Origin of the sequence: Flaviflagellibacter deserti (assembly GCF_042652085.1) — a bacterium.
GTDB classification, from domain to species: domain Bacteria; phylum Pseudomonadota; class Alphaproteobacteria; order Rhizobiales; family Methylopilaceae; genus Flaviflagellibacter; species Flaviflagellibacter deserti.
The window spans coordinates 388,813-403,312 of record NZ_JBHSJF010000006.1; the positions used below are offsets into that span (position 1 = coordinate 388,813).

At 63.8% G+C, this 14,500-nt stretch carries 11 protein-coding genes, 1 tRNA gene and 1 pseudogene; 6 read left to right on the forward strand and 7 right to left on the reverse strand.

From position 1 onward, the window contains the following. Positions 1-59: 59 nt before the first annotated feature. Positions 60-893, reverse strand: coding sequence for an NAD kinase (locus ACFPFW_RS08790; protein ID WP_114957655.1), 834 nt, complete (start codon positions 891-893; stop codon positions 60-62). A 34-nt stretch (positions 894-927) separates the two neighbouring features. Between ACFPFW_RS08790 and cutA the strand changes: the two genes are divergently transcribed. After that, positions 928-1,248: a divalent-cation tolerance protein CutA gene (gene cutA, locus ACFPFW_RS08795; protein WP_114957603.1), complete on the forward strand. Its 321-nt coding sequence runs from the start codon at positions 928-930 to the stop codon at positions 1,246-1,248. A 49-nt stretch (positions 1,249-1,297) separates the two neighbouring features. Here cutA and ACFPFW_RS08800 read toward each other — a convergent pair whose 3' ends face one another. Further along, complete coding sequence (locus ACFPFW_RS08800) at positions 1,298-2,296, reverse strand: NADP-dependent oxidoreductase (protein ID WP_114957604.1); 999 nt, start codon at positions 2,294-2,296, stop codon at positions 1,298-1,300. A 46-nt stretch (positions 2,297-2,342) separates the two neighbouring features. After that, complete coding sequence (locus ACFPFW_RS08805) at positions 2,343-3,158, reverse strand: oxidoreductase (RefSeq protein WP_114957605.1); 816 nt, start codon at positions 3,156-3,158, stop codon at positions 2,343-2,345. 89 nt (positions 3,159-3,247) lie between these two features. Between ACFPFW_RS08805 and ACFPFW_RS08810 the strand changes: the two are divergent. Beyond that, a pseudogene (locus tag ACFPFW_RS08810) lies at positions 3,248-3,707 on the forward strand (winged helix-turn-helix transcriptional regulator); the annotation flags it as partial. Positions 3,708-3,723: 16 nt separating this feature from the next. Here the strand turns inward: ACFPFW_RS08810 and ACFPFW_RS08815 are convergent. Then, a complete protein-coding gene (locus ACFPFW_RS08815; RefSeq protein WP_114957607.1) occupies positions 3,724-4,701 on the reverse strand; it encodes an MBL fold metallo-hydrolase in 978 nt (325 codons plus the stop codon). A gap of 187 nt (positions 4,702-4,888) precedes the next feature. Here ACFPFW_RS08815 and ACFPFW_RS08820 point away from each other — a divergent pair, with 187 nt between their 5' ends. The 4 genes from ACFPFW_RS08820 (at position 4,889) to ACFPFW_RS08835 (ending at position 9,946) form a co-directional block, all read left to right on the forward strand. Further along, a complete protein-coding gene (locus ACFPFW_RS08820) occupies positions 4,889-5,107 on the forward strand; it encodes a hypothetical protein (RefSeq protein WP_114957608.1) in 219 nt (72 codons plus the stop codon). Positions 5,108-5,127: 20 nt separating this feature from the next. Beyond that, on the forward strand, positions 5,128-6,198 hold the full coding sequence (locus ACFPFW_RS08825; protein WP_162799727.1) for an ROK family protein: 1,071 nt from the start codon (positions 5,128-5,130) through the stop codon (positions 6,196-6,198). Between the two features lie 116 nt (positions 6,199-6,314). Continuing rightward, on the forward strand, positions 6,315-9,398 hold the full coding sequence (locus ACFPFW_RS08830; protein ID WP_114957610.1) for a PAS domain S-box protein: 3,084 nt from the start codon (positions 6,315-6,317) through the stop codon (positions 9,396-9,398). A 98-nt stretch (positions 9,399-9,496) separates the two neighbouring features. Then, positions 9,497-9,946, forward strand: coding sequence for a YqaA family protein (locus ACFPFW_RS08835; RefSeq protein ID WP_379770333.1), 450 nt, complete (start codon positions 9,497-9,499; stop codon positions 9,944-9,946). A 194-nt stretch (positions 9,947-10,140) separates the two neighbouring features. Here the strand turns inward: ACFPFW_RS08835 and ACFPFW_RS08840 are convergent, their stop codons facing one another. The 3 genes from ACFPFW_RS08840 to ACFPFW_RS08850 form a co-directional block, all read right to left on the reverse strand. Next, positions 10,141-11,685, reverse strand: coding sequence for an MFS transporter (locus ACFPFW_RS08840; protein ID WP_114957611.1), 1,545 nt, complete (start codon positions 11,683-11,685; stop codon positions 10,141-10,143). 222 nt (positions 11,686-11,907) lie between these two features. Then, positions 11,908-13,977: a maltose alpha-D-glucosyltransferase gene (gene treS, locus ACFPFW_RS08845; RefSeq protein WP_114957612.1), complete on the reverse strand. Its 2,070-nt coding sequence runs from the start codon at positions 13,975-13,977 to the stop codon at positions 11,908-11,910. 109 nt (positions 13,978-14,086) lie between these two features. Beyond that, positions 14,087-14,161: transfer RNA gene (locus ACFPFW_RS08850), tRNA-Thr, on the reverse strand. Between the last annotated feature and the right edge of the window lie 339 nt (positions 14,162-14,500).

Below are 14,500 nucleotides of genomic sequence, written 5' to 3' on the forward strand. Positions count from 1 at the left end.
ACGGCCCCGGCGCATCCGCGAGATGCGGATACCAGCTTCGGGACTTTGCCTGCGCAGGGTTAACGCAAGGTTTGAGCGGCCGCGAATTGTTCCGCGATGATACGCTCGTCCATGCCGTGATCGGGATCGTGCAGCATGACCATGCTGCGGTCGCGATCGAGCCGGATCACGACTTCCTTGGCATTGCGGAATTCGGTGTGATCGGCAACCGCCGCCACGGGCCGCTTGATGGGATCGAGCACACCGAACCGGACTTCCGAACGATCGGGGAGGAGCGCGCCGCGCCAGCGCTTCGGCCGGAACGGATTGAGCGGCGTCAGCGCCAGGAGATTCGAGTTCAGCGGCACGATCGGGCCGTAAGCCGAATGATTGTAGGCGGTCGAGCCGGCGGGCGTCGCCACCAGCGCGCCGTCGCCGATCAGCTCCTTCATCCGGATCTGCCCGTCCACCCATAGTTCGAGCTTCGCCGCCTGGAAAGTCTGACGGTAAAGCGATACCTCGTTGATCGCGCGGGCGAAATGGCGATGGCCATCGATGTCGAGCACATGCATGACGAGCGGCTTGATGACCGTCGGCACAGACACCTCCAGTCGCTCCAGGAGGCCTTCCTCGCGGAAGTCGTTCATCAGGAAGCCGACCGTGCCGCGATTCATGCCGTAGATCGGGATGCCGCGCGACATGAAGCGGTGCATGGTCTGCAGCATCAGGCCGTCGCCACCGAGCGCGACGACGACGTCGGCGCTTTCCGGCGGGGTGTTGCCGTATGTATGGGCGAGACGCCGGCAGGCCGCTTGCGCCTCCTCGGCTCCGCTTGCGATGAACGCGACACGGCTGAACCGCGGACCCGATTGGCGGGGCTCCGGCTGCAAGCCATCGAAATCGACTGTATCCATCGGGGTATGCGCGGAGCTCATACAGGAGCCTTACATGCAGGAAACGGTTCTCGTCTACACCACATGGCCGCGCCTAACGGATGCTGAACAGGCTGGACGCGCTCTGGTGGAGGCAAAGCTCTGCGCCTGCGTCAACATCCTGCCCGGAATGGTGTCGATCTATGCCTGGCGGGGCGCCGTCGAGCGTGCCGGAGAGGTGGTGATGATCCTCAAGACGCGGAGGGCTCGTCTTGAGGCGCTGATGGAGGCGGTGAGGGCGGCGCATCCCTATGACACGCCGGCCATCCTCGAATTACCGGTCGGTCTGGTCGATCCCCGCTACGCGGCCTGGATTGCCGCCGAAACCGCGCCCTAGGCTCAGGGACTCATTGATCAGAGCCAGAAGATAACAGCTGCCCCAGACGTCACTTTACGGCGACGACGACTTTTCCCTTCGCACGACCCGTTTCGACATAGGCCAGTGCCTCGTTGGTCCTCTCGAACGGGAAGACCCGGTCCATCACCGGGCGTATGTCACCCGCCTCGATCAGGGAGGTGATCTTCCCGAGCTGCCCGCCGTTCGCTGTCATGAAGAGGAACGAATAGCTGATCCCTCGGCGTTTCGATTTTCTCCTGATGCCGGAGCTAAGCAGGCGCATGACCTGTCGAAGCAACCAGCCGGAGCCGTTCTGCTTCGCGAAGTCCGGATCGGGCGGACCGGAAATCGAGATCAGGATCCCGCCCGACTTCAGCACAGCAAGGGATTTCTCCAGTGTGTCCGTCCCGAGGCTGTTCAGCACGACGTCATAGCCCTGCAGCACTTTCTCGAAGTCGTCGTTCTTGTAATCGACCACGACGTCCGCGCCGAGACTTTTCACAAGGGCGATATTCGCCGTGCTCGTGGTCGTGGCCACATATGCCCCGAGATGCTTGGCAAGCTGGATCGCGATCGTACCCACGCCGCCCGAGCCGGCATGGATCAGGACCTTCTGCCCCTTCTGCAAGTTCGCCCGCTCGACAAGCACCTGCCATGCCGTCAGGGCGACAAGCGGAATGGATGCGGCCTCTTCCATGGTCAGATTGGCCGGCTTCATCGCGACATCCGCCTCGTCCATGGCGATATACTCCGCGAATGTCCCGATGCGATCCTGGGCCGGACGTGCATAGACCTCGTCACCGGGCTTGAACCGCCGGACATTGGCCCCGACCCGGACCACGACGCCCGCTACATCGTTGCCCAGCACCAGCGGAAGGCGGTAGGGCAGGATGAGCTTGAACTCTCCGTCCCTGATCTTGTTGTCCAGGACGTTCACGCCGGCCGCATGAATCTCGACCATGACGTCGTTCTCACGCAATTCCGGCTCGGGACCTTCGCCAAGCCGCAGCGCGCCTTTCGTATAGCGATCGAGCAGGAAAGATTTCATCGGACTGACTTTCGGTTCTGGCAAGCAGGTAGACTGCGCAATGCCGTCAGACCGGCAAGCGGAACTGCTTGCGCAAGCTCTTGTCGAATATCTCTGCGGGGGCAAACCGGCGCAGTATGCTGATCTGCTGCGCTGCCTTGCCAGAGGTATAGCGGCGTCGCGGACGGGCATCGGTCGCGGCCTTGACGACCACAGCGGCCACGACTTCTGGCAGATCGGCTTTTGGCATCACATCGCGAAGGAGCGCGTCGAGGTCGGCTCGAGCGCCATCATATTCATTCAAGATGGAATCCGGCTTAATCCCATTCTGGTCGAAGACAGTACGAACGAACGCCGGCTCGATAACCGAGACGCGAATATTGAAGGCGCGAACCTCGTGATCCAGTGATTCCGAATAGCCCTCAATTGCGTGTTTTGCTGCTGAATAGTGAGCCGCATACGGCGCAGGTATGAGGCCCAAGATCGAGCCGATGTTGATGATGCGCCCTTTGCTGCGGCGCCGCATCGACGGCAACACCGCATTGGTCATGCGGATGACGCCGAACAGATTGACGTCGAACAGGGCTTGCACCTGTGCAACCGATGATTCCTCAGCGCCCCCTAAGAGGCCGAGACCGGCGTTATTGACCAGAAGATCGATCCGCCCCGCGCGGCTCAGGACCTCGTCGACGACGTTTTGCACGGATGCATCGTTGATCACGTCACAGGCCAGCATCGTGATCCCATCCGGGGTATCGGGCATCGGCTTTCGGCTGGTGCCGAAGACACGGTAGCCATCGCGCCGCAGCGCCTGCGCCGTCACCAGCCCGATGCCGGAGGAGGCACCCGTGACCAGGGCAATGCCGCGTTCTGTCTTGCTCATCGGCTTCCGCTTTCATTTTGTCATGGAACATCGGTGAACGAGCAGTTACTATCAAATAAGTATCAAGTCACTACCAAAAAGATATCGACATGAAGAATCTTTCGAACCAGCCATGCCTGATCGCCCGCAGCCTGGCGCTTGTGGGGGACGCCTGGAGCATGCTGATCATGCGCGACGCCCATGCGGGGCTGACCCGCTTCGATGATTTTCGCAAGAGCCTCGGTATCGCGCCGACGATGCTGACGGGGCGGCTTTCGTCACTGACCGAGGAGGGGCTGCTGGAGAAACGCCGCTATTCCGACCGTCCGCCACGGGACGAGTATGTGCTGACGGAAGCAGGCCGCGACTTTCTGCCGGTTCTGTTTGCGATCGGCGCGTGGGGACGCAAGCATCGCGACGGCGGCAAGGTGACCCGTTTCTTCGACGCCGAGACAGGAACGGAGATCGATCCCGTCACCATCGACCGCGCGACCGGCGCTCCGGTCGGAACACGTCCTATTCGTATCGCCGCGCCCGAATGAGCCGCCCACGGCAGATGAAGCAGCGCCAGGATTAGGCCCTGAGCCTAGAGCACCGAGGTCCAGGCGGATGGCACGAAGGCGTAGCGATCGCCGTCCTTGGCGATGTGACCGGTCGCCGGGAACGGGAAGTGGTAGCTCTGCACCCGCGTCCGGTCCGCGGCCGCCATGTCGAGGATGCGTCGGCGCGACGCCTCTGCCATCTCCGGGTCCATGTCGAACATCGCATGCCAGCCCGGATTGCGGACGAACAGCGCGGGATGATTGGTCGTGTCGGACAGGACCAGGAGTTGATCCGAGCCGGACGACACGCGGAAGACCATATGGCCCGGCGTGTGGCCGCGGGCTGAGATCGCCTCGATGCCGGGCAAGATCTCGGTGTCGCCCCTGTATTGCTTCACGACCTTCCGGACCGGCTCGAAGGTCTTCTGGATGCTCTCGAACTGCGTCTTCAGCCTCTCGGTGGCGCGACTCGCCTGGCCCTCGTCGGTCCAGAATGCCCATTCCGGTTCCGGAACCAGGACTTCCGCATTCGGGAAGGCAGGCTGGCCATCCCGGGTCACCAGGCCGAAGATGTGGTCGGCGTGGAAATGGGAGATGATGACGGTGTCGATCGCGCGCGGGTCGATACCGGCTGCGGCCATGTTGTCCATCATCAGGCCGGCGGTCTCCAGCGAGATGCGCGCGCCTGTGCCTGCATCGAGCAGCACCAGCCTGCCGCCCGTGTTCACCACCAGTTGGGTATATGGAATCGTGAGCCTGTCGGTTGGCAGGAACGCCTCTTCCAGCGCCGCCTTCACCTGGTCGACAGTCGCATTCCGCACGAAGGTGTCGTCCAGCTTGCGGATGCCGACGCCGTCGCTGATCGAGGTCATCTCGAAATCGCCGACACGATATCGATAGACGCCCGGGGCCTGCCGGCCGCTGGGCGGTGCGACTGCGAGACTGGGGGTGGGGGAAATCAGGGACGCGAGCGCGGCGGCTGCTCCGGTGGCCAGCGCTGCGCGGCGGGTCAAGTCAGTCATGCGGAGGTCTCCCAACCTGCTGTGCAGACGCGGCGAACATGCGCTTTTTCTCGGCGCAAAAGCGTCACGTGTTCGTGTGCAGGAAGCCAGCCCGGAAGCTTTCTTTCAAGCTGGAAGGAACGTGGCTTCGAAGACCGCGTTCTTCAATCACGTCGTGACGTTTCAATGACGGGGCAGGGATTGCGGGATGAATGTCGGCGAACTGACCAACGAACAGTTGCAGAAGGCCATCTCCGGCCGGCTGACATCGGGTGAGCTCGACCTGTTGATGCGCGAAGCGGGCCGCCGCGGGCTCGATATCGACCTCTGCTACGAGGAATATCGCGGCGCGCGCCAGGAAAAAGCGCTGGTGATCCGCTCCAGGATCACGTTCCAGCCGATGCTGACCGCGTCCGCATCGCGTTGATCGATCCTATGGGGGCGGATGTGAACGACCAGACCGGAATCTCTCCCGGACTCGCGCCTCATGGCGCGGCGAACCTGCCGAGCGTCGTGCTCGACAGCTACAATCTCGAGGTCAAGGACGAGGAGGGCTTCGTCGGGGACCGTGCCTCGAACAAGGCGTTCCGCGGACTTCTGGAAGAGCTTCGGAAGCCGCATCGCAAAAATGGGGCCGATCCGCTCGGTGACGAGCCAAGTCTCGAGATTTCCAAGAAGAAGCTCGATAAGCTCCTCGCGAACGGTGATCTGGAAGCCGCGGGCATCGTCCTGGGCACGATCGAGAAATTTGCCAACGAACTCGCCTTCGTCATCCGGCGCTTCATGAAACTCAAGGGCTGGAAGGATACCGAGCGGATCGCGATCGGCGGTGGCCTGCGCGATAGCCGGGTCGGCGAACTCGCCATTGGCCGCGCCGCTGTGATGCTCAAGGAGCAGGACCACGCGATCGACCTTAGGCCGATCCACTATCATCCAGACGAGGCGGGATTGATCGGGGCAATCCATCTCGCGCCGGCATGGATGTTTTCCGGCCACGACGGGATCATCGCCGTCGATATCGGCGGCACGAACATCCGCTCAGGCGTCGTTTGCACCAATCTCAAAAAGGCTCAGGACGCATCGCAGGCGGAGGTCGCGTTCTTCGATCTGTGGCGGCACCGGGACGACAAGCCGACGCGCGAGGAAGCGGTCGAGCGCCTCATCGAAATGCTTGAGGACCTCATCGCGAAGGCGAAAAAAAACGACATCCAGCTCGCGCCGTTCATCGGCATCGGCTGTCCAGGCTTGATCAATGATGACGGCACGATCGAGCGCGGATCGCAGAATCTTCCCGGCAATTGGGCGTCGAGCAAGTTCCACCTGCCGACGCTGCTCAAGGAGGCGATCCCGAAGATCGAGGGTTACGAGACTGCGATCGTCTTGCATAACGACGCGGTGGTGCAGGGGCTGAGCGAAGTGCCGTTCATGCACGACGTCACGAGCTGGGGCGTCCTGACCATGGGAACGGGCCTCGGAAACGCGAGATTCACCAACCGGCAAAAACCCGCCAAGACCTAGCGCAAACTTCGGAATCGGATAGCCGCGGCGACAGTTCGGTTGACCGCGCCGCCCCCCGGTATTCTAAATTCGCAGGGCTCGTATGAGTCTGTGTTCACCGGGATGAGGCCCTGGCAGTGTCGAACAGCAAGCCTCTGATCACGACGATCCGCGGCCGCCTCGCTTTGTTGACGCTTGGCCTCTTGCTGCCCGGCATCCTCATTGGCGGCCTGCTGATCTGGGATTCCTACCGGCAGTCTCGCGCTTCGTTCGAGCGGCAGCTTGCCGAGACGGCACGCGCACTGTCACTGGTTGTCGACCGCCAGCTCGGGCAGGCGGCGGCGCTGAGCAAGGCGCTGGCGACCTCGCCGTATATCGCGAATGGCGATTTCATCGCCTTCGACCAGCAGGCCCGAAGCGTGACCGACGGCCGAGAGACCTGGATTGTTCTTTCGGACCAGAACGGTCAGCAACTCGTCAACACATCTCGCCCTCTGGGTTCGCCGCTACCCAGTTTCGCACCCGATCCGGCTTCCTGGCGGAAACTGCAATCTGGCGAAACGGTCGTTTCCAATCTCCTGCGAAACCGGACGCCTGATCAGGCGGTCATCACCATCGACACCCCGATAAGGATCGGGGGGCAAACGCGTTACGCCTTATCCTATGCGATGACGCCCACGGTCCTCAGCAAGATCCTGGCCGATCAGAATCTGCCACCGGGCTGGATCGGCAATATCCTGGATGCCGAAAAGAACGTCGTCGCGCGAAGCTATCGCAGCGAGGTCGTGATCGGCAGCCAGCCAAGCGCGCCGGTCATCGCCGAGATGGAGAAGGCCGACGAAGGCATCGTCGAAAGTTTCTCGTTCGAAGGCCGCCCGACTCTCGTCGCCTTCAGCCGCTCCCCGGCCTATCGCTGGACCTTCGGCGTTTCAGTACCTCGTGCGCAATTGCTGACGACGATCACGAGCACGCTCGCGCTGGCGGCGCTGACCGGGATCATCTTCATGCTGTTGGCCGCTCTGCTATCTGCGAGCGTGGCCCGTGGCATTTCTCGACCGGTAGAGGCCTTGGCTCGCGGAGCGAGCGCGCTCGGCGCCGGCGAACCGGTCAATGTCCCGCACACCAAGATCCGTGAGATCAACGCCGTCGCCGATAGTCTCAGGAGCGCGGCCGACACTCTGGCGCATCGTCAGGCCGATCTCAGGGAAAGCGAGTCTCGTCTCAGGCTCGCCGTCCAGGCCACAGGTCTCGGAATCTGGGACTCCGACGCCAGGACCGGCGCCAGGACGTGGTCGCCCGAATTCCGCGCCATTCTCGGCCTGCCGCAGGATAGCCCGGCGCGGGCCGATCTGTTGGCGGAGCGGATCCATCCTGAAGATCGCGGGTGGGTGCAGGCGGAATATGACCTGTTCTGCAGCGGCAAGGGCAACGGACATTATGAGGCGGAGTTCCGCATTATTCGCGCTGATACGGGCGAGGAAGTGTGGGTGACGGCAACCGGCCGCCTGTCCGTCGACGAGGATGGCACGCCGATCCGCGCGAACGGCACATTGATCGACGTGACCGCGCGCCGTCGTTCGGAACAGACATTGCGCGAAAGCGAAGAGCGGTTCCGCACTATGGCGGATAGCGCGCCGGCTTTGATCTGGCTGAGCGATCCTGCTGGCCAGATCACCTTCGCCAATCGGCATTACGAACGTGTCTTCGGCCGTCCGGCTGTCGAGATGCTCGGCAATGGCTGGACCGAGATCATCATCCCCGAGGACGTGCCCGCCTTCCAGTCCGCGTTCCTGCGTGCGATTGCCGAGCAGGAGCCATTCCGGCAGGACGTTCGCGTTCGCGATGCCATGGGCGAGGTCCGCTGGTTGCGCTGCGAGGGCGCGCCGCGCCTGTCCGGGCCCGAGGGCAAGTTCCTCGGTTATGTCGGCTGCAATGTCGACATCACCGAAAGCAAGCTCGCGGAAGACGCGCTCGAGCGGCGCATCGAGGAACGCACCGGCGAGCTTGCGCTCGTCAACTTCCAGCTCCTGTCGCAGATCGACGAGCGCGAGCGCGTGGAGGCGACACTCCGCCAGGTCCAACGCCTGGAGGCGGTGGGACAGCTGACCTCCGGCGTCGCGCACGATTTCAACAATCTGCTGACCGTCATCCTCGGCAATCTGAGCTTCGCCGAGCGGACCGTGACCGAGGGGCCGCTGCACAAGCGTCTCGCCAATATGCGCATGGCGGCAGAGCGCGGCGCCTCGCTGGTCGCGCAGCTTCTTGCATTTTCCCGACGCCAGCGGCTCGCGCCTAAAGCGGTCAATCTCAACGAGACCGTACTCGGCATGCGCGAGCTGCTGCAAAGCTCGATGGGGGGCAGCGTTGCGGTCGACATCGTGCTCGAGGACGACCTCTGGCCGGCGCTGGTCGACCCGACGCAGATGGAACTCATTATCCTCAACCTCGCGATCAATGCGCGCGACGCGATGGAAGTCGGCGGGTTGCTGAAGGTCGAGACGTCGAATGCTGAGGTCACCGAACCGGCGACGCGTCCCGAAGAGCCGGCGCCGGGCGACTACGTTGTCGTCTCGGTCAGCGATTCGGGCTCCGGCATGAGCTCGGAAGTTCTGTCGCGCGTCTTCGAGCCGTTCTTCACGACCAAGGAAGTCGGCAAGGGTTCGGGCCTCGGCCTCAGTCAGGTGCTCGGCTTCGCCCAGCAATCGGGCGGCGGCGTGCGTATCGAGACCGGCGAAGGGCGAGGGACGACCGTCCAGGTATTCCTGCCTCGTTCCACCGAGGACGTGACGGTGGCGAAGACACCAAAAACGGCGCGTCGTGCCTCCACGACCGTTCCCTCCATCCTTCTCGTCGACGACGACGATCTCGTCCGGGAAGTCACCGCGATGAAGCTGGAGGAGTTCGGCTATTCCGTGCAGCAGGCGGCCAACGGCCCGGCGGCGCTCCTCGCCTTCGAGGAGGATGCCGGCTTCGACATGCTGATCCTCGATTTCGCGATGCCCGGCATGAACGGCGCCGAGGTCGCCCGCGCTGCTCGCAAGAGGCGGCCGAACGTGCCGATCCTCTTCGTGACCGGCTATGCTGACCTGACTGCGCTCGGCGAATTTGCGTCGGAGCCGATTTTGCACAAGCCTTTCAAGGACAGCGACTTATCCGACCAGGTTGCGGAATTGCTGAAAGGAGCCCGGCAGCCGCAGCGCGCCAAGGCCGCACCCGCGTAAAAGTCCGTTTCCCGTCAAAACTTTGAACCACTTCATCTGCCTGTACCGACGACAGCTTATGTCGGGCATGGCAAGACAGCGCGAAAGGGGCGCCGCAAGTGAGTGAGTTCTGGGTCTACGGCTCGATGTTTACGGCGGCGCTGATCGCCGGCACCTTCCTGCCGTTCCTGCCGGGATCCTCGGAGATTGTCCTTGCGGGCCTGCTGGCGAACAAGCAGGGGGACACGATGCTTCTTGTCGCCTCCGCGACCGCGGGCAACGTGCTCGGCGCGATCGTCAACTACGTGGTCGGTTATTTCGTCTCGGAACTCGCGGGCAAGAAATGGTTTCCCGCCAACGAGGCTCAGCTGGCGCGGGCGTCGGATCATTTCGAGCGCTATGGCAGCTGGATCCTGCTGATGTCGTGGGCGCCGTTCTTCGGCGATCTGATCACCGCGATCGCAGGATTGCTCCGCACCGACTTCCGGCTGTTCCTGGTCCTCGTCACGATCGGAAAGCTTGCCCGCTACGTCGTGCTGGCGATGGGCGTCGATCTCCTGAACTTTTAGGGTCTGTACTCATAATGGGTAGCGATCCGACGCGAGGCCATGTGGTCGGATGGCAGGAGCGGGCCGGCAGCAAACCATGTCGGTTTGCAACGGACCGCGACGCATCAGCCGGCCGCAGGGACCGCGCCCCTGCGGGGTGAGGTCAAAACCGCCCGACGGCTGTGTCGGACCGCTATCCATGTGAGTACAGACCCCTAAGCGTGGACCGGTCTGTCTGCCGGGCTGCGGTCGTGCGGGCCGCGAAGCGCGCGCAGGGCAAACAGCGCGGTCGCGAGCGCGATCACGGCGCAGATCGCCGAGGTCATCACCAGCGATTGCACGAAGGCGTCGCGCGCGAGATCGGCGAGCTGTGCCGTCGACGCGCTCGGTGCCTCGGCCGCGACCGACAGCGCCCCGCCGAGCGTGTCCTGCGCATAGGCGAGCTGTTCCGCGCCGACGCCGGGGATCTGGATGCCGTCCATCAGGGTCCGGTAGGCGGCCGAGAACAGGCTGCCCAGGACGGCGATGCCGAGCGCGCCGCCGAATTCGAAGCTCGTCTCGGAGATCGCCGAGGCCGCACCCGCGCGCTCGGGCTCGACCGATGCCATGACGAGGTCGGTCGTGATCGTGGCGATCGGTGAGAAGCCCACGCTCATGGCGATCAGACCGGCCAGCATGAACCAGCCCTGGCCAGTACCGACCCCCGCCATCAACACGAAGCCGAGCGCGGCCGAGAGGAAGCCGCCCGCGATGATCTGGCACGGGCGGAACCGCGCCGTCAGCCAGGGCGTGATCAGCGAGCCGAGCGCGAATGCGACACCCGAGGGCGCCATCCAGATCCCGGCCTCGAGCGGCCCCATGCCGAGCACGAGCTGGAAATACTGTGTGATCACCAGGAAGATGCCGAAGATCGCGAACAGGCCGAGGATGTTGACCGTCAGCGATGCGCCGATCGCGGGGATGCGGAACAGCGACAGGTCGATCAAGGGTTCCGGCAGCCGGAGCTGCCTGCGGACGAACAGCGCGCCGACGAAGAGGCCGACCACGAGCGCCGTGAATGCCAGGACGCCCGGTCCATAGACTGCGACATGCTTCAGGCCCCAGATGACCGACAGCACCGCGACCACCGACATCGCCGCGCTCAAAATGTCGAGGCGGCCGGCATTCGGATCCTTGAACTCGGGCAACAGGACCGGTCCGAGCATGAGCAGCACCAGCATCACCGGGGCGTTCAGCAGCAGCACCGAACCCCACCAGAAATGCTCCAGCAGCAGGCCGCCGACGAGCGGTCCGATGGCGCCGCCGGCCGAGAAGCTCGCGATCCAGAGGCCGATCGCGATCGTCCGCTCGCGATCGTCGAGGAACATGTTGCGGATCAGCGAAAGCGTGGACGGCGCAAGCGCGGCCGCCGAAATCCCCATCAATCCGCGGGCGAGGATCAGCATGTTCGGGGTGGTCGCGAATGCGGCGAAAACCGAGATCGCGCCGAAGGCGGCCGCGCCGACGAGCAGGACTTTCCGCCGGCCGATACGGTCGCCCAGCGTACCCATCGTCACCAGCGATCCGGCGACGAGGAAGCCGTAGATGTCGACGATCCAGAGAAGCTGTGCGGCGGTCGGCTTGAGGTCGGCCGTGAGATGCGGGATCGCGATATTCAGGACCGTGAGGTCCATCGAGTAAAGCAGGCATGCGATGGACAGCACGCCGAGCCCGATCCAGTCGCGCCGGGTCGCCTTGGGAGTCGGAATCACATCGGCCATTGCAGCGGCTCCTGCGCGTGCGTTCGATCTGTTGCAGTGCGGTCCGCCGGGCGGACATCGAGACGCCTGTAGTCCTCTCGCGAAGCGAGGCGGCGTCCCAGTCTGGCCCGCGCGTCGGACGCATCAGCCAGGCGCCGGAGATTGCCTGTGAATGAGGCGGAAAGGCAAACGAGGTTTCGTGATGTGCCGTATTCACGGCCTTTATGATGCCTGCCGGTTCCCCTAGGATACCGCCGACAACACGGGTACGACGCGCAGGCTGGTGGCCGAATAAGGCTCGAGGGTCAGGGTCAGTTCGCCGTTTTCCGCGAGATCGCCCGCGACCTGCTCGTTGATCATGTCGACGACCGGCCCCGGCGGCACATCCGCCAATACGATCGTCTCCATGATGCGCGCCGCGCTGAAATTAAGTGCGGTGATCTGCATGCCGCGTTCGGCCGGCAGTTCATGCACCATCACCAGAAGGCCAGGCGAGGTGACGTCCGGGATGCCGATCTGCCGCGCCTGCGCGATGTCATAGGCCGCGCGTACGGACAGTAGTCGCTTCAACTGCGAGGCGAATGAGTCCGGATCCTTCATCTGCTCTTGAATCGGCCCATAAAGCGCGCGCGCCTTCGGCAGGCCTGCCGCCGAGGCTATGGCCTCCGGAGCTACGTTGACGAGGTCGTAGGCGCCGCGCTCTATCCAGCGGGTGTCGCCGTCGCGCATGAGGTCCGTGACCTGGTTCGGCTTCAGCGGCAGGGCACCGACGAGGTCCCAGCCGGACAGCGCGAAAACGCCGGGCTGGAAGGCGTTGTACATGACGAGGAGAAGATGGATGTCGCGGATCCGCGTGATGTCCTCGCTCGTCAATTCGTCGAGGTCGTGCACCTTCAGCGCCGCCGCGATCAGACTCGCGGTGGTGCAGGCCACGCCATTCGTCGTGAACTTGAGATTGTAGGGCGCCGCCTCGCCCGAGAGCGCGTCGTACATCGCGTTGCGGACATGGTCGCGAAGCACGATGCCGGGCATTTCCTGGCCCTGGAACTGGTAGCGGTCCGCCGCATGCCTGGTCCAGAAATGGACGAGTTCGAGCGTCAGCTCGTCATGGTTCTGCAGCGCATGGATCAGCGAGGCCGGATCGATCCCGTACTGATGCGTCTTGCGCAGCATCAGCCGCAGGAATTCGGTGTCGCCGGTCACCAGCGCGTGCTGGTAGGCGGGGCGGGTGATGAAATCGTAGGAGAGGTCGGCGCCGCCGGTCGACATCTGGGCGATGTCGTCGATCGTCAGATTCAGTTCCTGAAAGCTGAAGCCGCCGATCTTGCGCAGCATTCCGCTGATCAACTGGTTGCCGACGACCGCGAGCGGGTGGCCCTCCGAGAGCACCGTCCCCGCGGGCTGCCGCTCGACGCCGAGAAAGCCGTTGGCGTCGAGCCGGATGCCGCGCGCGCCGAGCACGTCGTGCGAATGCAGGGCGTCGCCGACGATCATGGTCTGGGCGGCGAAGGTCGGGTCGAGCCAGTTCAGCGCCGGCTGGCCCTCTTTGAAGTAGTGCAGATAGACCCAGCGGCGGTCGGTGCCGTCGACGCCGGTGACGACGCCCGTCGCGCTCCAGTCCGTCTCCTTGACGCCCGGCTCGAAGAAGATGACCCGCTGGAGCTGGCCGACGATGTAGCCCTTGTCGCGAAGCTGGTCGACGGCGGCCGGCGAGATGTTCGCGGCATCGCGGCCTTCGGGGATCGCGGGCAGCAAGTCCCAGTCCTCCGGCCGGATCTCGACCATATGGTAGAGGCCCGGGTAGTCGCCATAGGCCATTTCTGCGAGACGCCAGTCGGCGCCCTTGCCGGTATGGGCGGGAATGACATCGTCGATGACGATGGCGTTGTGCGCCGCGGCCATGCGGCTCATCGTGACGAATTCTTCCTGTGTCCCGAAGGCCGGGTCGATCTCGACGCTGATGCGGTCGAAATTGCCGTCCACCGTCGGTGTGTGATCGCGTCCTCTCAGCCCGCCCGCGCGCTTCATCGGCCCGGTATGGATGCCCTGGACGCCGATGCTGGCCAGGGAGTGCCAGAGCGTCTCGTCGCCGAGCGTCTTCAATACAGATTCGCCCGGCCGGGTTACGATCGAGGCCGGGTAGGCGGTGAACCAGACCGATGCCATTGCCGATGCCGCCCGCGGCCGGCTGTCGCCGTAAGGACGCTGCCACTGGCGCCCATGTCCCGTGTAGCGGACGGCGCAGGTCCGGGCATGGTGCAGCATCGACTGGGACACCAGCCAGTCGACATATTCCTGGTCGGGACGCGGCATCGGAAACTCGCGGAAGGACGGCGCGTGGCGCGCCTGAGTCGGAGGTTCCGATATTAACGACGAAGACGACACTGCCACGGCAAACATCGCGGGCCCGTGGTCGCAGTGCTGGTGCCGGCTGAGGGGATTGAACCCCCGACCTTCGGTTTACAAAACCGCTGCTCTACCGCTGAGCTAAGCCGGCCCGGGGGCGATCTACGCTCTGGCCGGAGATCGCGTCAAGCGGTGGGAACGCACGGCAGTCAAGCGCAGTATTATGCATGGCAGCAATCGCAATCATGGCGTGCACGAGGACGCCGTGGCTCTCCTGCACGGGTTAAAGATGAGCTATTGTCTGGAGCATCAAGCGTTAGGATGGCCAAGTGGCGCAGTAAAAGCGCGACGCAGCCGCAGAATGACCACTAGCCCTGTTGACGACGCCGAGCCGTTTCAAGCGCTCCGGGTCCAAAAATGAGCAGACCGCGCGCGACGTTCCGAGGGAACCTGATCGGATTTTGAAGCGTCGTCCGCGCAAGTCTCGAAC